This is a genomic window from Flagellimonas pelagia, from assembly GCF_003584135.1.
GTDB classification, from domain to species: domain Bacteria; phylum Bacteroidota; class Bacteroidia; order Flavobacteriales; family Flavobacteriaceae; genus Flagellimonas; species Flagellimonas pelagia.
The window spans coordinates 34,697-56,858 of the sequence record NZ_QXFI01000031.1 but is presented as its reverse complement, the minus strand read 5'-3'; the positions used below and the strand labels follow the sequence as shown (position 1 = coordinate 56,858).

Genomic DNA, 22,162 nt, shown 5'->3' with positions numbered 1-22,162 from the left:
CGAATTTCTGAATTCCGAACCCCAATCCCTTGAAAATACTAGGCTTTGAGAATATGCTGATAGAAATTTGTATCGACAAAATGAAGTACGAATTTTTAAAAGTTATTACAATGAAAGCAAAAATCACCAACAGTTCACTCTTGATTTTGCTGATACTGTTTTCAGTTTCATGCAAAAACGATGAGACCAAGGAAATTGCCTTGGCAGATGAAACCACCGAAGTGGAATTACCCAATATTTCCGATGCACATTTTGAACTGGCCCTACAGGCAGTGCAAAATAAGGACAACCTAAAAGCGGCTGAGGAAATCCAAAAAGGAAAAGAAGGATTGATCAACGAAAGCGGCCGTGTGATATTGACCCTAAAAGGTAAGGATCAATTGGATTCTGCCGTGTTCAACCTAGATCAAATGGCAGAGACCCTTAAAAATGGGGGAACAGTGGAAATGAACAAGCTAAGGGAGGCCATATTGGAAGCTGAACTCGTCATTAAACACAACTATCTGGTCACCGAAGATTATTATGTACTCACCTCAACAAAGAACAAGGAAGAAAATGAGGTCAGGGATGTGTTCAACAATAACATGGAAGCCTTGGATGCCTTTAACAAAGATTTGAAGGCAGACAACAAGGATACCGCCAAAAAACTCTATACAGAAGGAGAGGAACTGGGTAAGGAGTATAAAGAATGGTTGGAGAAAGTGAAAGTACACAATGCCAAGACTTCCGATTTTTTGGAGAGTGAAATATTCGAAGGAAATCTACCCTTGAGATAATAGGTATCAATCAAATCCTGATAACATGAAAACGTGGTTTACATATGCAATTTGCTTGGGCTTCATGGGAATAATGAATGCACAAGCTAGCAATACCGTGATGGAGGAAAAATTGCCCTACTATCCCAATGAAACCTATTTTACCACAGAGGTAATTGGTTTGGGAGAGGATTTTATACTGGATCATTGGCAGCAATATGTCTTGGATCATGGCGGCAGATCTGAAATTTTGGGTTACGAAAAAGGAGATTTTCAAATGGTTTCCAAAGATGTCCGGTTTACTCCTTTGGATGATGAAACGGTGACCATAAACATGAAAATGGCCCCTAATGCTGCTGAAACGGGCGTCAATCTTTCCATTAATGTTAAAAAGGACGATGGGACCTATTTGTCCCCTCGTGGGCAGGATAAGGCAATGGCCCAAAAACTGGAGAAATGGCTGCTCGATTTTAACCAAGGATTGACACGACTGGAGAAACAGGAAGTTTTCAACCATGTCATACAAAAGGGAAAATAACTATAAAACGATAAGCGATGAGTTTTCTATCAAAAAATGTGGTGCCGGATACGCGTGGTAGAATTTTTACCACCAATGCTGAAACCATGGACGATTTGGCCGAGATTAAAAGACAATTATTGAAAATGAAGGGTATTGATGAAGTTTCCATCGACCACAAAAAGTACCCAAAGGAATTGGTGGTCCGGACTAGTAAAATGGTCTCTGTGGAAAATATTCAAAAAGAGGTGGGGAAACTGGGTTTCGACATCATTCCCAAAGGCATTTTCGCCATATAACATAGTAACATAAAACATAATATATCATGAAAAACGTAACAGTGGCCATTTGCAACACGCACAATGAGGCCGAAAAAGTGGTCAAAGATTTGAACGAAGCTGGCTTTAACATGAAAAAGCTTTCCATTATCGGTAAGGACTACCATGAGGAAGACAGGGTAGTGGGGTTCTACAACACAGGTGATAGGGTAGCCAATTGGGGCAAGGCCGGAGCCTTTTGGGGAGGTATTTGGGGACTCATTTTTGGGGCGGGACTGTTCCTGATTCCAGGGGTTGGGCCAGTGGTCATGGCAGGTCCCATTGTGTCCTCGTTGGTCGGTGCCATGGAAGGGGCATTGGTGGTTGGCGGATTGTCCGCCCTTGGTGGAGCCCTCTTCAGCATTGGAATTCCCAAAGATTCCATTCTCAAGTTTGAGTCTGCACTGAAAGCGGACAAATATCTGGTATTGGCCACCGGTACCGAAGCGGAAATCGAAAAAGCCAAAAACATTATGGAATCAACCGTTTCAGATGTTACCGCGCATAGCGATAAAAAGGAATTGGTTTAATCAGAAGTAATTACAAAAAATGAGTATCATGAAAAATTTGATTATAGTGCTGTTATTGATAGGTTCATCAGCCCAGGCGTATGCCCAAGATGTGTTTTTTAAGGCCAAATTGGATGCAGAAGAGGTGCCGGCGGCCATTGTGGAAGCTGTTGAAAAGGATTTTCCAGGTTTTTCCGTGACCGAATATGCCGCCATTCCTTTAGAAGTTGTTGATGAAGAGGTTTTTGTCGATACCACAAAGAAACCTGGATCGGAATATGATACCTACCAACTTGTACTTACCCAAGGGAACGATAGGTATTTGGATGCCACCTACAAGGTAGATGGGGAATTGTTGAGTACCGTGGAGCATCTCAAAAACGTTACACCTCCAGCACGGGTCAGAAACTCCGTGGCTGAAATGTACCCAGGCTGGACCATTGAAAAGGATGCCTTTAAAATGGTACACTACGAAGGCAAGAAAGCCAAAGAACGCTACAAATTGGTTCTTGGTAAGGACGATAAAAAAATGAAGGTATTTACCGATGAAAACGGTAAAATCCTGAAAGTATCTTGATTGTTTTTTGATTGACGTTTTGGAATGAAAGAGACCTAGCTTTCATTTTGTTAATGGAGAATGGGCAATACCAAGTTGAGATTTCAACCCAGGTGTTGCCCATTTCTTTTGCATCAGTGTATATAGAGGTTTTTCCTATATGGATTGATAATGGTCAACTTGTTCATGGTGATGACCGAATGTCTCATTAGGATGCGTATTTTAGTGATATGGCAAATCAGAAGATAGACATCACCAAATCTTCCGGGGAGAAGGTTAGGTTCTCCATAGATAAGTTGCAGAAATCCCTTCGGTTGAGCGGAGCCAATGAAACCACAGTGCAGGAAATTGTCAAATCGGTACAGGATGAACTATATCCGGGTATTTCTACGAGGGAAATCCACAATCGGGCCTTTGCCTTACTGAAAAAAAAGAAATCTGTATATGCCTCCAAGTATAAATTGAAAAAGGCCATCTATGAGCTTGGTCCCACCGGTTTCCCTTTTGAACGATTCTTGAGCGGAATCTTGCACTATTCCGGTTATCGCACCAAAGTGGGAGAGGTGTTACAGGGAACCTGTGTTTCCCACGAAATAGATGTGTTGGCCATTAAAAATGGTACCCTGAATATCATCGAGTGCAAATTTCATAGCGAGGATGGCCTCAATTGCAACGTAAAGGTTCCTCTATATATCAACTCTCGGTATCACGATGTTAAAATTCCCCTTGAGGCCAAAAAGGACAAGGATTTTGAGGACACCCTGGGATGGGTAGTAACCAATACCCGTTTTACCGTAGATGCCCTCCAATACGGAAAATGTATGGGTTTGTACCTTTTGAGTTGGGATTATCCCGAAGGTGATGGGCTAAAGGACCGGATCGATCGCTTGGGACTTTACCCCATTACCGTATCCACCTTGCTCAGCAATCGGGAAAAGGATTTTCTGTTGGAACGGGATATTGTCCTTTGCCGCCAATTGTTGAAAGATAGTTTTTACTTGGACCATCTAGGGGTCTCCAACGGAAGAAAAGAACGCATCTTGGGAGAAATGAAATCGTTGTGTGTAATGTAAGGAAAACAGGATGAACAAACTTAAGATTCAATTTTTGGGCGGGGCAGGAACGGTAACGGGATCTAAATTCCATTTGGATACAGATGAAATCAAGATTCTCGTGGATTGCGGCATGTTCCAGGGACTAAAAGAACTTCGGGAGCAAAACTGGGAACCCTTGCCCGTTGATGTATCCAATATCGATGTGGTCTTATTGACCCATGGCCATTTGGACCATTGCGGATATTTGCCCTTGCTGGCTCGACAGGGTTTTACGGGAAAGATTTTGGGAACGGCACCTAGCTTGGAAATTGCGAGGATCATTTTGGAGGATAGCGCCAAGATCCATCAAGAAGAGGCGGATAGGGCGAACAGGGAAGGGTATAGCAAGCACGATCCGGCACTGCCTTTGTATACGGAAGAAGATGTGAACCAAGCTTTAAAGCTTTTTGAAAGCATCGAGGAAGGAGAGGAAATCACCTTGTCAGAAAACTGCCGAGCCTGTTTTAAGTACAATGGACATATCATTGGTTCCACCTATATTGAGCTGCACCTTTTTGGCAAGCTCTTTGTTTTTTCGGGAGATGTGGGAAGAATGCACGATGATTTGCTCAATCCGCCTAAACAGCCGAAGTGGGCCGACTATCTTTTTGTGGAAAGTACCTATGGGGATCGATTGCATCCCAAGGAAGATGTAGCGGGAATTCTGCAGGATTTGATTGATAGGACCCTTCAAGAACGGGGTACGTTGATCATCCCTTCCTTTGCGGTGGAACGTTTACAGTCCCTGATGTATCAATTATGGAAGCTCTATAGTAAAAATCTGATTCCCAATATCCCTGTTTTTGTGGATAGTCCCATGGGAACCAATGTGTTGGGCGTATTCGAACATTTTCCACAATGGCATAAACTTTCCCTAGAGGAATATCACAATATGTGCAACCATATCAACTTGGTGAGTTCCTATCGCGAAACGTGGGAAACCATAGATGACCCAAGGCCAAAGATTGTAATTGCGGGCAGTGGAATGGTCACCGGGGGCAGGGTGTTGACCTATATCAAACAATTGGCAGACTTGGAGTCGACAACCATTCTTCTGGTAGGCTATCAAGCTGAGGAGACCAGGGGCCGAAAGTTACTGGAAGGAGCTACGGAACTTAAAATGTTCGGCAAATATGTGGATATCAAAGCCAAAATCATGCATTTGGAAAGTCTTTCCGCCCATGCGGACCAAGAAGAACTGTTGACATGGATGGGCTCCATTCGGAATATACCTGAAAAGGTCTTTTTAATCCACGGGGAAAATACCGCGATGGAAACCTACAAAACAAAAATTCACGAAAGGTTCGGGTGGCACTGTCATATTCCAAGGCTGCACGAAGTAGTGGAACTTTGGCTCTGACCTACAATTTTACCCCGTAGCTCAGGTCGCCCGCATCGCCTAGCCCGGGAATGATATAACCTTTGCTGGAGAGGGCATCATCCACAGCAGCGATCCATAGTTGGGTATCCTCAGGAAATACATTCTCTACCCTGGCCACACCAATTTTGGAACCGATTACTGAAATAATGTGGATTCGTTTGGGCGTGCCATGTTTCTTCAAAGCATTGAGCACATTTTCCAGAGTCTTTCCAGTGGCCAACATGGGATCGGTCAAGATTAGAATTTTATCATCCAATGACGGCGCTGCAAAGTATTTTACGATGACTTCAAAATCATCACCATCGTTTGGATGGTGTCTATAGGCAGAAATAAAGGCGTTTTCGGCTGCATCAAAAAAACTCAAAAGTCCTTGATGTAGGGGTAGTCCGGCCCTTAAAACGGAACATAGTACCAGTTGATCCGAGCAGAGATAGGTCTTTTTGGTTCCCAAGGGAGTGGTGATGTCGGCCTCTTCATAATCCAAGGTTTTGCTTACCTCATAGGCAAGGACCTCCCCAATGCGTTCAATGTTCCTTCGGAAACGCATGGCATCTCTTTGGATGTTGACATCCCGCATCTCCGCAATAAAAGTGTTCAAAATAGAATTGGTCTGATCGAACTGGTGTATTATCATCAGAGTATACTTTTGTTATCTGGTAGAATGGTTTTTTGTAAAAATAGGTAGAAAGTTCGGATGGTGGATATTCCTTTTCCTGATAACGATCATTGCAAACTTTCGCGATCTTTTTCTTATTTTGATGTGAAGTTTGCCTTGAACGGATTTTAGAAACTTCAAGGTGTTTTGGGAACAGAGATTAGGATATCGAATTATGGATTTTATTGATTATTACAAGGTATTGGGTGTTGATAAAAAAGCAAGTACGGAGGATATTAAAAAAGCGTATCGGAAGCTTGCCAGAAAATATCACCCAGATTTGAACCCGAACGACAAGGAGGCCGAAATGAACTTTAAAAAAGTCAATGAGGCCAATGAAGTACTTTCGGATTCCGATAAACGGAAAAAGTACGATCAATACGGTAAGGATTGGCAGCATGCCGAAGAGTTCGAAAAGGCAAAACGTTCCAGGACCCAAAGACCACAGGGGGATTATTCGGGATATACCTATTCACATTCCGGTGATTCCGCGCAGGATTTTTCAGATTTTTTTGAATCTATGTTCGGAGGAGCCGCTGGCTTTGGAAGCCGCGGACAAAAGGTTCGTTACCGTGGCCAGGACTATCATGCAGAACTGCAATTGTCCCTTATGGATGTGTACACGACCCAAAAGCAGACCCTTACCGTAAACGACAAGAATATCCGCTTGAGCATTCCAGCAGGGATAGAGGATGGACAGACCATTAAAATCAAGGGACATGGCGGTCCCGGGATAGAGGGCGGTCCGGCCGGCGACCTTTATATCACCTTTTCCATCGTGAACAACACGGACTTTAAGAGAGATGGTGCCGATCTATATAAAAATGTACAGATTCCCTTGGTAAAAGCAGTACTGGGAGGTGAAATGGTGGTGGATACCCTAACGGGAAAAGTAAAGTTGAAGGTTGCGCCCGGCACGGATAATGGGACCAAGGTAAAACTCAAAGGAAAAGGGTTTCCTAAATACAAAAAAGAAGGTCAATTTGGAGATTTGATCCTTACCTATACCGTGAAGATTCCCAAAAACCTGACTTCGGAGCAACGTTCTCTTTTTGAAGCCTTGGAAAAAACCAACCTAGTATAAAGACATGAAACAGGAAAACTACATATCGATCAAAACGTTTTGTGAACATCACGGGGTGCAGGAATCCTTTGTTTTCTCCATGCATGAGTTTGAACTGTTACATGTTGCCCAAGACCAAGATGAGGCCTTTATCCCCATGGAGGAATTGCCTATTTTGGAAAAGATGGTGCGGTTGCACCATGATCTCGATATCAACCCGGAAGGCATCCAGGCCGTATACCATTTATTGGAACAGGTGGAAAACCTTCAGCAGGAGGTTATGGCACTTCGAAGAAAGCTGGACCGATTGGGATAACCTAAGCTCCATTAATTTAGGGATATGACCTAGGTCATAGGATACGGCATGTACTGTTTTTAAATTCGAAATAAAATCCAGACAAATGAAAACTATCACAGGAATAGGGGTTTTGGATTTTGGATTCTTCGTTCAGGAACAAAGTCCCATTGCGTTAACATCGGATATCATGAAAAAAATACTAGTGCCCATCGATTTTTCACAGCATTCGGAATATGCCCTTGAAGTGGCAGCACAGATTGCCAAGCAACATGAGGCGGGAATTTTGATACTTCACATGATCGGAGTGGCCGATTCTGTTTTGGACAACTCGGAGATTGCAGAGGAACAAGAGGCCAAATACTACTTGAAAATGGCCAAGAGCAAGCTCAAAGAATTTACTAAAAAGGATTACTTAAAAGAAATCCCTGTGGAGGTCATTATCCAGAACTACAAGGATTTCAAGGAGGTGAACCAGGTGGCACAAGAGCAAAATTGCGATTTGGTGGTGATGGGCTCCCATGGTACCAGTGGACTTTCCGATCTTTTTGTGGGGTCCAATACCGAAAAGGTAGTCCGGACCTCCAATGTGCCCGTATTGGTCATCAAACAACGCCACCCAGATTTTAAGATCAATACAATGGTCTTTGCATCCGATTTGGAAAAAGAGAGCATTCCTGCTTTTAAGAAAGCTTCTGCATTTGCCAGACTACTATCTGCCTCCATAGAAATTGTGTACATCAATCATGCTGGGGCCAATTTTATGGGTTTTGACGATGTGAAGAAAAGGATGGACTCCTTTAAAAAGGAACTGGAAGAACCTGTTGAGGTCAAATTTTACAATTACCATACTGTGGAAGGAGGTCTTTTCAATTATTGTTTTAGGAACGATATCGACCTTTTGGTGATTCCAACCCATGGTAGGAAAGGACTAGCACATTTTGTAGTGGGCAGTTTGGCCGAAAATGTATCCAACCACGCCAAAATGCCGGTCATGACCATCAAGCTTTGATCAGGTTCTGAACAACAGCTCCAATCGCCCCAATTGAATCAATTCTGCCTTGTTGCTACCGGCAAAAGACGAGGTAATGGCTCTTGCGGTGGACATGACCAGTTGTTTGATCTTGGGGGTAAATAGACTTTTGTTATCGGTGTAGAACTGTTCAAATTCTTCGTACATCTCATAGCTGTCCTTCCCATATTCCAAAAGCCAATCAAATACGGTTTCAATTTGAAATGCGGCATCGGAGCCAAACTCGTCCTGAACGGAATCTACATCCAACCAATGGTCATGCACCACTTCGTTCAACTTTTCCATTTCTTTTACATGGATGCTGTGATCTGCCATGGCAACAGCGTAAAAAAGCTTCCCTAGGTTTTGATAAAATTCATTTGCCAGTTTTTTTCCAGAATCCAACATTTTAGTATTTTTTAAGTGTTCAATGAATAAATATAGGCATGGAAAAAATTCCTCCCCATGACCAAAATCAGTACTTTTAGTGTAGCTGTGGAACTATTGGAAAAAAACGATGTGTTAAAGGTAATTTCGGAAATGATTTCCGAAGGAGTGGTCATTGTAAATGATTGCCAAGAGATTGTATCCTGTAATGCCTCGGCCAATAAGATGTTTGGATATCCGGAAGGGGAGCTTTTGAACAAGCCCTTGGAAATATTGATTTTGGACGAGCTAAGGGAAAAGCACCGGGGTGAGGCCCGTGCCTTTATAAAAAAGGGAGAAGCAAGAACTATGGGCCCTGGACTAGAACTCTTTGGGGTTCGCAAGAACAGGCAACGGTTCCCTGTGGAGATAAGCCTAAACCCCTTTACGATAGCAGAAAAAAAATACGTAATGGCACTGGTGGTGGATATTACCGAACGTAAAAAGGCAGAACAGACCATTGATTATTGGTTTCAGATTTTTGATGAGTCCCTGAACGAAATATATGTTTTTGATGCCGAGACCTTTGTATTTATCAATGTGAACCGAGGAGCCCAACTCAATTCGGGATACAATCTGGAAGAATTGAACCGATTGTCTGTTTTTGATATTAAGCCCAAACTCACCAAAGAAGTTATGAAACGGCTTGTAGCACCATTGGTCAGTGGTAAAAAGGAGAAAGTGAATTTTGAGACGGTCCATAAAAGGAAAGACGGATCTCTTTACCCGGTTGAGGTACATCTGCAGTTGTCCCATATCGGTAATAAAAAAGTTTGTGTGGCTATTGTATTGGATATTACCGAAAGAAAATATTATACTCAGCAATTGGAGTATACAGTACAAGAACGTACCCAACAACTGAGGGAGGCTTTAATGGCGGAGAAAAAGCTCAATGAACTCAAAACAAAATTTCTATCCCTGGTGTCGCATGAGTTCAAGACCCCGTTGACCAGTATTTTGACCTCAACCTCCCTTTTGTCCAAGTATACTGAATCCGAGCAACAGGATAAGAGGGACAAACATATCAATACCATTAAATACAAGGTGAGGCATTTGGACAATATCCTAACGGATTTTCTTTCCATCGAGCGGTTGGATTCCGGGAAGGTCAATTATAATATCACAAGTTTCCCACTGAGCAAGTTGGTCAACGAGGTCATTTACGATTCCAATACACTTTTGAAGGAAGGTCAACATATTCGGTATCCCTTAAATATTGAGGGTATGTCCATTGAATTTGATGAAAAGATCATGGCTTTGGCACTGTCCAATCTGGTACACAATGCCATAAAATATAGCCCAGAGGATACCGAAATAGAACTTCAGGTAATCAAGGATGGCAACGATCTGCAAATCAATATTAACGATCGGGGACTAGGAATACCGATGGAGGACCAACCCTTTATCTTTGATCGGTATTTTAGGGCGAGTAATGTCCTTACCGTCCAAGGTACCGGGATAGGTCTGAACATTGTAAGACAACATATGCATAATCTTGGAGCTAACATCACCTTTAAAAGTGAGTTGGGCCAGGGCTCCACATTTACACTGCACATACCCATAAACAACAAGGAAAATGAAAAAAGTGCTACTGGTTGAGGACGATACCTCTTTGCGGGAGAATGTAGAGGAACTTCTAGAACTTTCGGGCTTTCGTGTTTTTCCGGCTTCCAACGGTAAAATGGCATTGGAACTGGCCAAAAAGGAACGACCCGATATTGTGCTTTGCGATATCATGATGCCCGAAATGGATGGTTATGAAGTGCTGGAACAAATGGCTTCATGCGATAAAACCAGGCACATTCCCTTCATTTTTGTGTCTGCCAAGACCGAACGTTCCGAAGTCCGAAAGGGTATGGATCTTGGAGCGGACGATTATCTGACCAAACCCTTTGAGGAAAGCGAACTCTTGGGGGCCATCTATTCGCGCTTGGAAAAAGCACAGCAGTTGGAGAATACCTTTTTGGAACGAACCAAACCCCATAATGAAGGAAGTGACATCAGGTCGCTCAATGAGCTGAAAAATTTTTTTGATGACCATGGGCAATTGTTCACTTTTCGAAAGGACGAGAGCATTTACACCATAGGCGACCATTCCAATATGGTTTATCTGATCTTAAAAGGTGTGGTGAAAAGTTGCGGTTTGGATGAAGAAGGCAAGGAACTTATTACCTCTATTTATTCCGAAGACGATTTTCTCGGGTTTACATCCCTAACGGAGAACCTCCCTTACCAAGAATATGCCGTAGCCATTGAAAATGTGAAATTGGCTGGAATCCATAAAGAAAAGGTGAAATCCATTCTGGAAGAGAATAAAAATGTTTCCTTGGAACTGATGGATGTCATTGCGGAGGATTTGGTGCACATTAAAAAGCAACTTTTGCAAATGGCCTATAGTTCGGTTCGCAAGAAAACGGCACAAACGCTATTGATGTATTCCAAGGCCATGGACAGGGGGAAGGACAATCCCCTTAAAATTGCACGCAGCGATTTGGCGGGCGTAGCGGGCATTGCCACGGAGAGTTTGATCAGAACCTTGTCCGATTTTAAGAACGAAGGCTTGATCGCCATAGAAAACAGGAACATTGTGGTTTTGGACAGGGAAGCCCTCGGGCGCGTGAACTAAATCTGGTGCAATCAGGTAAAAGGGTATGATATTTATCATTCCATTTGTTTTCTGGAATGATAAACTTGTGCCCACATTCAGATACCTGATGAAGAATATATTGATTCCCACGGATTTTTCCGAAAACTCCACCAACGCTCTAAAATATGCCCAGATGCTGTTCGGTTCCATGGAGTGCAGTTTTTATTTGCTATACGTAGGCTCTCTCCTGGACACCAAGATCGAAGACGAAGTAACCATGAATATTGAAATCGGTTCCTCTGAAAATACCAAGCAAAAGTTGACCGACTTGATAGAGCGGACAAGAGAAACCAACACCCGACCCAACCATTCCTTTTACTCCCTCCACGAGTACGGTTTTTTTATCCCTACCATTAGAAAACATGTTGAAGGGCAGCATATCGATCTTATTGTGATGGGAACCAAAGGTGTTTCAGGTATTCAGGAAAAAGTGGTCGGCAGCAATGCCGGGGATGTGGTGACCAAGGTACAATGCAACACCTTGGTGGTGCCCAACAATGTTGAGTTTTCCAAGCCCATGGAAATAGCGTTCCCTACCGATTACAATATTTTCTATTCCCATGAAATTTTACGCTCCATGGCAGAGATGTTACAGTTGGGCGAAGGAAAGTTCAGGATTATGAACGCGATAAAGGGTGGGGACAAACTCAACGATGAGCAAGAAACGAACAAGGAATACCTCCTGGATTTTATGGAAGAATCGTTTCCAGGCCGTTATAGCGCCCATACCATTACCAACAAGAGCGTCAAGTCGGCCATACAGTGTTTTGTGGAGAGTCGCGATATCGATATGATGTTCATGGTGGCCAAAAACCTGAATTTCATCCAGCTTATCCTTTTTGATTCCATTGTGGAGCAGATCAGTTTCCATACCAAGGTTCCCTTTTATGTCATCCATCAATAAGTAAGGTTGGCCTCTAACTTTTTATGACAGGTGATGGAAATCATAGTATGTAATAGTCCGGGTTCATAGCTTTATCCTATATTAAGATTTGACAAGGATTTGAGCCATGATGAAGATAGTTTTACCTACCGATTTTTCCGAAAATGCATTCCATGCCATCAGCTATGCTGCAAGGCTGTTAGAGAACACCACCACGGTGTTCTATTTGATGCATACCTATACCCCGCCCGTATACCGGGTGGATTATGCATTGGGCAGTCCTGGCCAATTGGGTCTTCCAGATGATTTTAGATATGCTGCCGAGGTACAGTTGGACAAAACAAGACAGCGGATAGAAGAACAGTTTGACAATCCCAAACACACCTTTATCACCCATGCCGCATTCAATACGCTGGAAGATGAAATCCGGCTTTTTTCCATGAAGGAGAACGTAGATTTGATAATCATGGGCACCCAAGGGGCAACCGGGGCAGCAGAAATTCTGTTTGGATCCAATACGGTCCATGTACTGAAACGAACACAGATTCCTGTACTTGCCATTCCCGCAGATTATGAATTTGAAGCACCAGGTGAGATTTTGTTCCCTACCGATTTGGAAGTGGATTTTGACAAGGTGGATATAGCGTTTCTGTTGGAGTTTGCCAAACTATGGCATTCCAAAATCCATATTATGCACATTGCCTTGCCGGAAGGTCTTACGGAAGAACAGGAGAATAATAGGGCCAAACTGGAAGGGTTGCTGTTGGAACACAACCATGCTTTCCACAATCTGCCCGATCAAGAATTGATTATGGCCATAAACGCTTTTCAAGAAGAAATTACTGCCGAAATCCTGGTCATGGTCAAGAACAAGCACACCTTTTTGGAACGTCTTTTTATGGAGCCCGTCATCAAAAATGTCGGACTGCACAGTACAATTCCTTTTTTGGTACTTCCCTATAACCTAAAAACCTGAGCCATGTTACAAGTTTTGGTCCCTACGGATTTTTCCAACAATTCATACAACGCCCTATACTACGTGGCTAAACTGTTCAAAACCAAGGAATGCACTTTTCATTTGATCAATGTGTGCGGAGTTTTGGGTAATGTTGACATCGAAACGGCACAAGTGGAATCGACCCAAGGGTTGGATGCCATGACCCATAGATTGGTTCGTGATGTTGGGAACAACTCCAAGCATCATTTTGAAAAAGTGTCCTTGTGTCGTAATATGACCAAGGGTGTTGCTGACTATGCCAAAGAGCATCCGATAGATTTGATGGTCATTGGGAACAAAGCCAAAGAAGAAGGAGCAAACATCATGTTCGGTAACAATGCCATGCAATTGGTACGGGAAGTCAATCAATGCCCCGTACTTATTGTTCCTTTGGAAATTGATTTTAAAAATGTGGATAAGATGGCATTCATATCCAATTATGCCAATCCCATTGCGGAAGAAAATGTGAAGGCCCTTTTGTTTTTTTCCAATCTTATGGATAGTTCGTTGGTGCCCATGAGCATTGAGGAAGGTAAGGGTACCGATGCCATGGCCAAGAACAAAGCCAAGTTTTTAAAGGCGGTGTCCAAGAATCTTTCCAAAGAGGTGGTGTTACCGATGTTCGAAGACAAGGTCAAGACCATTTTGCAATTTGTGGAATTGTGGAATATCGATATGCTTTGTATGGTGTATTATCCCCATCATTTTTTCTTGGAATTTATTGGAAAAGGAATCATTAAGGATTTGAACACCAAGCTTTCCGTTCCCTTTCTGATCCTTCCTGACAGACCAAAGTGACCTATATCATGGTGCATTTTGAGAGTTCTGAGTAATTTTAATCAAAAACCTAAAAGCCATGGACAAGCGCGTGTTGTTGCCCACAGATTATTCAAAAAATGCACTGAACGCCATCAGGTATGCCTTTGAACTTTATAAAGACGTTCAATGTGATTTTTATCTATTGAACGCATTCCATGTTTCTGGGTATAACCTGGATAGCATGCGGGTGCCCGAAATAGGGGAACCTTTATATGAGGCCGCCAAACAAGAAGCAGAGGATGGCATGGCCCATTTGATGGAACAACTGGAAATCCATCCTAAGAACGAAAAGCACACCTTGCATACCATTATCACGTTTAACAGTCTGTCCGAGGCTATTCGCAATGTGATAGAAAAAAAGGACATCAACATTATTGTAATGGGTACCAAAGGTGTAACGGATGCCAAGGCAAGGGTATTTGGTACCAATGCCGTCTCTGTAATGGAGCGGATAAAAAAATGTCCGGTAATTGCCGTACCAACGGACTATTCCTTGGAACCACCGAAAGAGATGGTCTTCCCGACCGATTATAAGACCCATTTTAAAAAACGTGAGCTCGATTACATGATCGAAATTGCAAAACTACACGGTGCCAAAATCAATGTGTTGCATATAGATAGGGACAAGGACGGTAAACTGAACAGGGAGGAAGAGGAAAACAAAAAACTGTTGCTGGACATTTTGGAAGGAACCGATTACGAAACACATTTTTTGTCCTCGGTAAAAGTGAGCAAGGGCATCAACCTATTTGTGGAAAGCAAAGACTGTGATATGATTGTTTTCATGAACAGGAAACATTTGTTCTTCGGAAGCATCCTATCCAATCCGTTGGTCAAGGAAATAGGTTATGATCCCAAGGTGCCCATATTGGAATTGAATGATAATTGAAAATTAAGAAGATGAAAAAAGTTGGAATTTGGCTGGACAAGAAGGAAGCTATGGGAGTGGTTTTGGAACATGGAAAGGAAAAGTTTTTCAATATCGATTCCGAGTTGGATTTTTTCAATCCCAAAGGAGGGTCGCGCTCCAAAACAAAGTGGGGCCCCCAGGACGTGGTCCAGGACAGCAAATACTTGGAAAGGGAAAAACACCAATTGAAAAATTATTTCGATAAGATTGCCGAAACGGTACAGGATGCCGATCAATTGGCTATTTTCGGACCTGCTGAGGCTCCGGAAAAGTTCATGGCCGAACTGGAGGACAACTATCCCGAACTGGCCCAAAAGGTAACCGTCTCCGAAAAATCGGACAGCATCACCAAGAACCAGTTCAAGGCCATGGTGAAACAAACTTTTGGCATGGATGATCGATATCCGGAAAAATCCATTTAGAGCCACCTAGATGATTTAAATCATTTCATAAGAACCGACCAAACCATACATTCATGGGAGCCTTAGATTTTTTAAAACTATGGTTATGGTCAAGTTGGGTAAAATAGGGGAATTGCACAAAGAACTGCAAAATTGGAAATCTTACCTGCAGTTCATTGATGATGAAATGGTCTTCATCCAAAGGCTGTTGAACTCCTATATTTTTGAACCTAGAACCCCGAATCTTTTCGAGAGGCTGGAGGATTTCAAGCAGGAATTCCATGATTCCAAGATAGAAAAGAACCAATTGAAAAAGGCCATACTGGAACATGAGAAACATCTTGGAGGCCTAGTAGAATGTACCTCTGATGATTGTGATTCCCATTATTTTGAGAAACACCTCGAATTTAAGGACGCGATGAGTGCTTATATAGAGAGTTACCTCAAACTCAAGCACAAGGTGTACAGTTATGCTGGATCGGTACTGAAGCGAAAAAAACCACAGGATTGACATGCAGCGCAATGTTAAAAGGCATTGGCGCATGATGTATAACACAGATTCATTAATCTAAAATTTTAATTATGTCACTGGTTAAATTAAACGGAAAGCGATTTCCATGGAATGAGAGCTTGATCGATTTTTTTAATCGAGACACTTTTATTGACGATGATTTTTTCAATCTGGAAAAATCCCTCCCATCAATGAACGTGAAGGAGCACGACGATGATTTTGAAATTGAGATTGCCGCCCCAGGGTTTGACAAGAAAGATTTCAACATCACCATGAAAGATGACGTTTTGGAAGTTTCTGCACAAAAAAGCAAAGAAGAAACCGAAAAAGACGAAGACTACACCCGAAGGGAGTTCAATTACAATTCGTTCACACGAACTATGCAGTTGCCCCATTCGGTAGATCAAAAAAAAGAAGTAAAGGCCACGTACAAAAATGGAATCTTGAAGCTCAATCTTCTCAAAATGGAAGAAGCCAAGGAAAAACCCAAAAAAGTAATTGAAGTGGTCTAAAGACGAACACGCGGCAAATGGATTTCCATTTGCCGCATAAATTAAGAACTATGAAGACAAGAATCCAAAAAGGGACCTTTAGGGAATGGCTTACGGCAGAAGAATTGCACGAAGAGTCCAAAAAATGGTCTTCCGAATTAAAATTCGCCAAGGACGAGCAAAAATTCCTGAACAGTATGGTCAAGGACTATACATTGGACATTATCGATTCGGATATGTTCAATACCGTACAACCGGTAGTGGAAGCCTTGAATAAATCCGAAAAAGAGTTGGTCGACCTATTCAAAAAAGTACAGTTGCATGAGAACCAACTCCAGATCATGGTAGATGATGTAAACCAGAATAGGATGGAAAATGCCTATCTGGACACTCATGCCGACCTTGAAAAGGAAATGGAACGCTATTTCATCAAATATCGTGAGGCCAAGAACAAAATATTCGATATCGTATCGCAAGTGATCAAAAGGAAAAAACAAAAAAGGTTATTGAATTAATAGCCTGTCTAGCAAGAAAACTATGAAAGTACTGGTCTACAGTGCCAAGGATTTTGAGATGGATAACCTCAAAAAGGCAAATGGAGAAAAGCATAAAATGAAATTCGTGCCCGAGGCTTTGGACGCCACAACGGCGGTCATGGCTGCGGGCTACGATGCCATCTCCATTTTTTCAAACGATGATGCCTCTTTGGTCGTACTCGAAATCTTGAAGGAACTTGGAGTCAAATACATTACCCTGAGGGCTACCGGTTACAATAATGTAAGTGTAAAATCCGCCAAGCGCATTGGGCTCAAGGTAGCTTATGCCCCGGAATATTCCCCCCATGCCATTGCGGAACATGCCGTAGGTCTTTTGTTGGCCCTGAACCGTAAATTGGTACTGGCCCATGAGCAGGTAAACCAGTATAACTTTTCATTGGACAATTTGGTAGGGTTCGATTTAAATGGGAAAACCGTGGGCATTTATGGAACCGGAAAAATAGGTTCCATATTGGTAGGGGTCTTCCATGCCTTCGGATGCAAGGTTTTGGCCACGGACCTGAGAAGGAACCTCTATTTGGAAAACCATTATGACCTGGAGTACCTTCCTTTGGAAGAAATGTGCAGAAGGGCAGATATTGTAAGCATCAATGTTCCGCTCACCTATGAGACCCATCATGCTATCAATACCTCAGTGTTCAATGCCATGAGGAAAGGAACCTATCTGGTGAACACGGCCCGTGGTGGAATTGTCAAGACCGATGATCTGATCGAGGCACTTCAGAAGGGAATCCTTGGCGGTTATGCCACCGATGTTTATGAAGGGGAACGTGGCATATTCTTTAAGGACAACAGCAAAAGGGGAATCGATGATCAAAAACTAAAGGATCTCATCGCCATGCCCAATGTATTGCTAACACCCCACCAGGCCTTTGCCACCAAGGAAGCCTTGGAGAGGATTGCGGATACCACGATTTATAATCTGGATTGTTGGGAAGAGGGCAGGAGCTGCAAAAATGAACTGGGCTACGAAACCTATGTGTCATAAAAGAGGGCTCAACAATTTGGCAAATCCCTCGATCAATTTATTGATCCATGGCCGTTGACTGAATTTACGGTAATCGTTCAGTACCTTGGATTTGTCGCAGTCCTCCAGAAATTTCTGTTTCATCCTTTGACAAAGGTCCTCGTCATAAACAAAGGCCTGTGCCTCGTAATTCTGTTGAAGGCTACGGTTGTCCAAGTTGGCAGTTCCTATGCTGGCAATCTCGTCATCACAGAGCATCACTTTGCTGTGAAGAAAACCGTCCGCATGCAAGTAGACTTTTATACCCGCTTTTAGGTAAGATTCGTAATAAGCACGAACGCACCAGTCCACCAATTTAATATCCGTTGTGGAAGACATCAAAAGCCTCACATCAACACCACTCAATGCAGCGGTCATCAAACCCTGCAAAATGGCATGGTTGGGGATAATGTAGGGGTTTACGATATAGAGGTATTTTTCCGCACTGTTGATCATGGAAAAATAAACCTGTTCCATCACGTCAAAATCGTCGTCAGGACCACTGGGCACAATTTGTAGTGGCATTTGGGAATCGGAAACTTTTGTGACTTTAAAACTGGATATATCCACCTTTTCACCACTGGCCAAATACCAATCGGTAATGAAGATACTGTTCAGGAAATCAACGGCTTCCCCCTCAATTTTTAAATGGGTGTCGTGCCATTTCCCCAAAGAGGGATCGCCTTTGAGGTACTTGTCTGAAATATTGATACCCCCCGTAAACCCAACCTTGTTGTCCACCACAATGATCTTGCGGTGGTTTCGGTAGTTGAGGGAAGTGAGAAACCGTCCGAACCGGAAGGGGAGGAACTGTGCCGTTTCCACGCCGATTTCCTTTAGTTTTTTCAGGTACTTTTTGCTAAGGGAATAACTTCCAATGCCATCATATAAAAGTCGAATGGTGACATTTTCTTTGATTTTTCTTTTAAAGATATCCAGCAGCTTCTCCGCAAGCAATCCATCTTCATAAATATAATACTGCAGATGGATGTGTTCCTTGGCGCCTTCCAGGGCTTCAAAAATACTTTCGAAAGTGATTTTTCCATCTTGTAACAGGCTGAGTTCATTGCTGCAGGTAACCGGGCATTTGACTGTTTTTTGAATGAGCTTTGTTATTTTTTTCTTGTTGGAAGATATGCTGGGTATGCAGTCTTCGTATGATATTTCGTCCCTGTGGTTGAATGTATTCTTTAAGGAAAACATTTTGCTCTTCCTCCTGTTTCTACCGAACAAAAGATAGAGCAGAACACCACCGACTGGAATGGTAAAAATGGCCAATAGCCATGCCAGTGTCTTACTGGGCCTCACCCCATTCAACAATAAACTGACCACCATGATCAAGGCAATCAGGATGTAAATTCCTATGAGAATGGGTATGAGCATCTATTTTGATGGGTTCATATATGAACAAAGATACACTACTTCCTATTTTTGGGTCATGATGGAAATCAGATACTTAAAATATTTGAACAATTGTTTTAATCATTTGTTCAATGTTTGATTTTGTTTTGTACTTTTGTGATGGAATACAGGAATTATGACGGAAAACAAACTGGATACGGAGGAAAAAATCAAGGCGGCTGCCGCAAAGTTGTTTACCCAGAGAGGGTATGCCGCGACCAAAACGAGGGATATTGCCGAGGAGGCGGGCATCAATCTTTCTTTATTGAACTATTACTTCCGAAGCAAGGAAAAACTGTTCAACCTGATCATGGGCGAAAAGATCCGTCAGTTTTTTGGAATCGTGGTTCCGGTTATCACCGATGCCAGTCTAGACCTTGAACTGAAAATTGAGCTTTTTGTGGAGAAATACATTGAAACACTGACCCAAAACCCCGACCTGCCCATTTTTGTGCTGAACGAGATTCGTAATGATCCCAAGCATTTTGTGGAAGAAATTGGGGCAAATAAGATTTTGATGAGCTCATCATTGATGAACCAGATCAGGGCAAAGAATCCAGAAGTCAACCCAGTACATTTCATTATGAACCTTATGGGAATGTCGGTATTTCCCTTTTTGTCCAAACCTGTTTTTATGGCTTCACAAGTTGTTGATGAAAACAGCTTCAGGGCACTTATGGAAGAGCGCAGGAAGTTGATACCCATTTGGATGAAGGCTATAGTGGAAAGTAAATAAATTTTTTTGCCTAAAAATTGGTCAAATGATTAAATCAAAATATCAATCATGAAACGTACAAGCACATTAACCTTTTTATTGCTCTTGTTCGGTATTGCGGTGCAAGCGCAATCCCTGGGAAGCCTCACCTTGAGAGAGAGCTACAACATGGCGCGGTCCAATTATCCCTTGATTCGGCAGCAAGGCCTGATACAATCGGCATCCGACTTCAACGTGGAAAACATTCTCAAGGGAAATCTGCCGCAGGTAAACCTTAATGCCCAGGCCAGTTATCAGACCGAGGTCACCCGATTGCCCATAGAGGTTCCAGGAATGGATGTGCCGGTTTTGGATAAGGACCAATACCAAGTGTATGCGGAGATCAATCAAAAATTGTTCGATGGGGGCAAAACCGAAAAGAAAGTCAAGATTCAAGAGGCACAACAAGATATTGAAGAGGGGCAATTGGAAGTTCAATTGTATGACATTTATAAACGGGTAAGCCAATTGTATTTTGGCATTTTATTGGCCAAGGAACAAATATTGCAAAACGACCTACAAGAAAAGGACATTCAGCTGGCCATGGATAGAGTACAGACCCGAATCCAAAATGGAGCTGCCATTGAGAGCGATCTTTTTACGCTAAAGGCCAGTCAATTGTCCATTCATCAAAGGACAACGGAACTGATTTCCCTTAAAAAGGCTTACTATCAAATGCTATCCATCTTTGTAGGTAAAGATGTGGATGAAGAAACTATGTTGACCAGACCGCAAGAGACCATGGATATAGGCGGTATCAACCGACTGGAAGTGGGCCTTTTTGACAAACAAATGTCCTTGCTCGATTTGCAATCCAGTCTTTTGAACACCAAAATCACCCCAAGTCTTTCCCTTTTCGGTAGGGCAGGATATGGAAAACCTGGCTTGAATATGCTCAGCAACGAATTCGATTCCTATTTTTTGGGAGGGGCACGTTTGCAATGGCCATTGTTCAATCTGTATACCAACAAAAAGGAGAAGGAAATCAACAAAATTGAAAAGGAAAAACTCCAGACCCAAAAGGAAACCTTTCTCTTCAACACCAAAATGGAATTGACCCAGCAACATACCGAAATAGATAAGTTCCGAAAGCTTTTGGAAATGGACGATTCCATCATTGAGAGCTATGTCAAGGTGAAGGATGCTTCCCTGTTCAAATTGGACAATGGCACCATCGATGTGAACGATTATATCCGAGATGTAAACCAAGAAAGCCGGGCCATACAGAACAAACTGTTGCACGAGATTCAGTTGCTGATGAAACTCGAAGAATTAAAAATAACCCAAGGAATTTAATTACCGATACCATGATGAGACGAATTCAAATATCAACTGCCGCGCTACTGTTGTTGGCCATTTCCTGTTCCGATACGAATGGATTGTATGATGCTTCGGGCACTTTTGAGGCCACTGAGGTAAACATTGCTTCCGAAGCCAACGGTGTGATCAAACAACTAAATCTTGAAGAAGGCCAAACCTTGGAAATTGGGGAGTATTTAGGTTATGTGGATAGTACCCAAGTGTATCTACAAAAACAACAATTGGAGGCCCAGATCAAGGTATTGTTGAACAGGAGACCGGACATTGCGGTACAACTCTCTTCCTTGGAAGAGCAATTAAGACAGGCCAAACGGGAGCAACAGCGTGTCCAGAATCTGGTCAACGGAAAAGCGGCTCCGCAAAAGGCCCTCGACGATGCCAATTCGCAAGTGGAGATCATTGAAAACCAAATAAAGGCCCAAAAATCAACGCTTTCCATCAGTACTTCGAGTCTGGTGAACGAAACCGAACCCTTACAGGCACAGATACGCCAGTTGAACGACAAGCTGGAAAAATGCAAGATCATCAATAAGGTCAAGGGTACCGTTTTGACCAAGTTTGCCGAGGAAAACGAAACCACCGTTCAAGGAGCTCCCTTGTACAGTATTGCCAATTTGGAAACCCTGACCCTACGGGCCTACATTACGGGAGAATTGCTTCCGGAAGTAAAGATTGGTCAGCAGGTAAAGGTTTTGATCGATAGCGCTTCGGAAGATTATAAAACCTATGAAGGTACTGTAGAATGGGTAAGTGACAAGGCAGAGTTTACGCCCAAGACCATCCAAACCAAGGAGGAGCGAGCCAATTTGGTTTATGCGGTAAAAATTAAGGTGCCCAATGATGGTTACTTGAAAATTGGTATGTACGGAGAAGTGAAATTCTGAA

Annotated in this window: 27 protein-coding genes; 24 read left to right on the top strand and 3 right to left on the bottom strand. The window is 42.6% G+C overall.

All coding sequences use genetic code 11. From position 1 onward, the window contains the following. Positions 1-110: 110 nt before the first annotated feature. From D2V05_RS13355 to D2V05_RS13325, 7 genes are all read left to right on the top strand, one after another. The gene (locus D2V05_RS13355) at positions 111-776 is read left to right on the top strand and encodes a hypothetical protein (protein ID WP_147378283.1); all 666 of its coding nucleotides are present in this window, start codon (positions 111-113) and stop codon (positions 774-776) included. Between the two features lie 25 nt (positions 777-801). Then, the gene (locus tag D2V05_RS13350) at positions 802-1,293 is read left to right on the top strand and encodes a hypothetical protein (protein ID WP_147378282.1); all 492 of its coding nucleotides are present in this window, start codon (positions 802-804) and stop codon (positions 1,291-1,293) included. 17 nt (positions 1,294-1,310) lie between these two features. Beyond that, the gene (locus tag D2V05_RS13345) at positions 1,311-1,571 is read left to right on the top strand and encodes a heavy-metal-associated domain-containing protein (protein WP_119648132.1); all 261 of its coding nucleotides are present in this window, start codon (positions 1,311-1,313) and stop codon (positions 1,569-1,571) included. 26 nt (positions 1,572-1,597) lie between these two features. Next, a complete protein-coding gene (locus D2V05_RS13340; RefSeq protein WP_119639852.1) occupies positions 1,598-2,119 on the top strand; it encodes a general stress protein in 522 nt (173 codons plus the stop codon). A 28-nt stretch (positions 2,120-2,147) separates the two neighbouring features. After that, a complete protein-coding gene (locus tag D2V05_RS13335) occupies positions 2,148-2,675 on the top strand; it encodes a hypothetical protein (RefSeq protein ID WP_147378281.1) in 528 nt (175 codons plus the stop codon). 209 nt (positions 2,676-2,884) lie between these two features. Beyond that, positions 2,885-3,727, top strand: coding sequence for an ATP cone domain-containing protein (locus tag D2V05_RS13330; RefSeq protein WP_119648130.1), 843 nt, complete (start codon positions 2,885-2,887; stop codon positions 3,725-3,727). 10 nt (positions 3,728-3,737) lie between these two features. Next, a complete protein-coding gene (locus tag D2V05_RS13325; RefSeq protein WP_119648129.1) occupies positions 3,738-5,108 on the top strand; it encodes an MBL fold metallo-hydrolase RNA specificity domain-containing protein in 1,371 nt (456 codons plus the stop codon). Between the two features lies 1 nt (position 5,109). On the opposite strand, the gene upp is transcribed toward D2V05_RS13325, so the two are convergent. Then, positions 5,110-5,763: a uracil phosphoribosyltransferase gene (upp, locus tag D2V05_RS13320; protein WP_119648128.1), complete on the bottom strand. Its 654-nt coding sequence runs from the start codon at positions 5,761-5,763 to the stop codon at positions 5,110-5,112. Between the two features lie 196 nt (positions 5,764-5,959). Here upp and D2V05_RS13315 point away from each other — a divergent pair, with 196 nt between their 5' ends. From D2V05_RS13315 to D2V05_RS13305, 3 genes are all read left to right on the top strand, one after another. Further along, positions 5,960-6,868, top strand: a complete 909-nt coding sequence (locus tag D2V05_RS13315; RefSeq protein ID WP_119648127.1) for a DnaJ C-terminal domain-containing protein — start codon at positions 5,960-5,962, stop codon at positions 6,866-6,868. A gap of 4 nt (positions 6,869-6,872) precedes the next feature. Further along, positions 6,873-7,163 (top strand): chaperone modulator CbpM, encoded by a 291-nt coding sequence (locus D2V05_RS13310; RefSeq protein WP_119648126.1) that lies wholly within the window; start codon positions 6,873-6,875, stop codon positions 7,161-7,163. A gap of 85 nt (positions 7,164-7,248) precedes the next feature. Then, positions 7,249-8,154, top strand: coding sequence for a universal stress protein (locus tag D2V05_RS13305; protein WP_235855461.1), 906 nt, complete (start codon positions 7,249-7,251; stop codon positions 8,152-8,154). Here D2V05_RS13305 and D2V05_RS13300 read toward each other — a convergent pair whose 3' ends face one another. Further along, a complete protein-coding gene (locus tag D2V05_RS13300) occupies positions 8,155-8,562 on the bottom strand; it encodes a hypothetical protein (RefSeq protein ID WP_119648125.1) in 408 nt (135 codons plus the stop codon). Between the two features lie 57 nt (positions 8,563-8,619). Here D2V05_RS13300 and D2V05_RS13295 point away from each other — a divergent pair, with 57 nt between their 5' ends. The 11 genes from D2V05_RS13295 (at position 8,620) to D2V05_RS13245 (ending at position 17,784) form a co-directional block, all read left to right on the top strand. Next, positions 8,620-10,179: a sensor histidine kinase gene (locus tag D2V05_RS13295; RefSeq protein WP_119648124.1), complete on the top strand. Its 1,560-nt coding sequence runs from the start codon at positions 8,620-8,622 to the stop codon at positions 10,177-10,179. Then, positions 10,157-11,206, top strand: coding sequence for a response regulator (locus D2V05_RS13290; protein ID WP_119648123.1), 1,050 nt, complete (start codon positions 10,157-10,159; stop codon positions 11,204-11,206). The genes D2V05_RS13295 and D2V05_RS13290 overlap by 23 nt, the downstream gene beginning before the upstream one ends. 88 nt (positions 11,207-11,294) lie before the next feature. Further along, positions 11,295-12,131 (top strand): universal stress protein, encoded by an 837-nt coding sequence (locus D2V05_RS13285; protein WP_183114839.1) that lies wholly within the window; start codon positions 11,295-11,297, stop codon positions 12,129-12,131. Between the two features lie 106 nt (positions 12,132-12,237). Further along, positions 12,238-13,086: a universal stress protein gene (locus D2V05_RS13280; RefSeq protein WP_119648121.1), complete on the top strand. Its 849-nt coding sequence runs from the start codon at positions 12,238-12,240 to the stop codon at positions 13,084-13,086. Between the two features lie 3 nt (positions 13,087-13,089). Beyond that, complete coding sequence (locus D2V05_RS13275; RefSeq protein ID WP_119648120.1) at positions 13,090-13,905, top strand: universal stress protein; 816 nt, start codon at positions 13,090-13,092, stop codon at positions 13,903-13,905. Between the two features lie 58 nt (positions 13,906-13,963). Continuing rightward, positions 13,964-14,815 (top strand): universal stress protein, encoded by an 852-nt coding sequence (locus D2V05_RS13270; protein WP_119648119.1) that lies wholly within the window; start codon positions 13,964-13,966, stop codon positions 14,813-14,815. An 11-nt stretch (positions 14,816-14,826) separates the two neighbouring features. Continuing rightward, positions 14,827-15,258, top strand: a complete 432-nt coding sequence (locus D2V05_RS13265) for a hypothetical protein (RefSeq protein WP_119648118.1) — start codon at positions 14,827-14,829, stop codon at positions 15,256-15,258. A gap of 85 nt (positions 15,259-15,343) precedes the next feature. Then, positions 15,344-15,748, top strand: a complete 405-nt coding sequence (locus D2V05_RS13260; protein ID WP_147378280.1) for a hypothetical protein — start codon at positions 15,344-15,346, stop codon at positions 15,746-15,748. Positions 15,749-15,819: 71 nt separating this feature from the next. Next, a complete protein-coding gene (locus tag D2V05_RS13255; protein WP_119639867.1) occupies positions 15,820-16,260 on the top strand; it encodes an Hsp20/alpha crystallin family protein in 441 nt (146 codons plus the stop codon). 50 nt (positions 16,261-16,310) lie between these two features. Continuing rightward, positions 16,311-16,754 carry a hypothetical protein gene (locus D2V05_RS13250; RefSeq protein ID WP_119648116.1) on the top strand — a complete coding sequence of 148 codons (444 nt, stop codon included), beginning with the start codon at positions 16,311-16,313 and terminating at the stop codon, positions 16,752-16,754. Positions 16,755-16,776: 22 nt separating this feature from the next. Then, positions 16,777-17,784, top strand: coding sequence for a 2-hydroxyacid dehydrogenase (locus tag D2V05_RS13245; protein WP_119648115.1), 1,008 nt, complete (start codon positions 16,777-16,779; stop codon positions 17,782-17,784). Here D2V05_RS13245 and cls read toward each other — a convergent pair. Next, positions 17,779-19,185 (bottom strand): cardiolipin synthase, encoded by a 1,407-nt coding sequence (gene cls, locus D2V05_RS13240; protein ID WP_119648114.1) that lies wholly within the window; start codon positions 19,183-19,185, stop codon positions 17,779-17,781. The two genes, D2V05_RS13245 and cls, sit on opposite strands and share 6 nt — an antisense overlap. A gap of 154 nt (positions 19,186-19,339) precedes the next feature. Here cls and D2V05_RS13235 point away from each other — a divergent pair, with 154 nt between their 5' ends. From D2V05_RS13235 to D2V05_RS13225, 3 genes are read left to right on the top strand one after another with little or no spacing between them, the layout of a single operon-like run. Next, positions 19,340-19,939, top strand: a complete 600-nt coding sequence (locus tag D2V05_RS13235; protein WP_119648113.1) for a TetR/AcrR family transcriptional regulator — start codon at positions 19,340-19,342, stop codon at positions 19,937-19,939. A 48-nt stretch (positions 19,940-19,987) separates the two neighbouring features. Continuing rightward, positions 19,988-21,253, top strand: coding sequence for a TolC family protein (locus D2V05_RS13230; RefSeq protein ID WP_119648112.1), 1,266 nt, complete (start codon positions 19,988-19,990; stop codon positions 21,251-21,253). 11 nt (positions 21,254-21,264) lie between these two features. Further along, positions 21,265-22,161 (top strand): HlyD family secretion protein, encoded by an 897-nt coding sequence (locus tag D2V05_RS13225; RefSeq protein WP_220473556.1) that lies wholly within the window; start codon positions 21,265-21,267, stop codon positions 22,159-22,161. Position 22,162 lies beyond the last annotated feature (1 nt).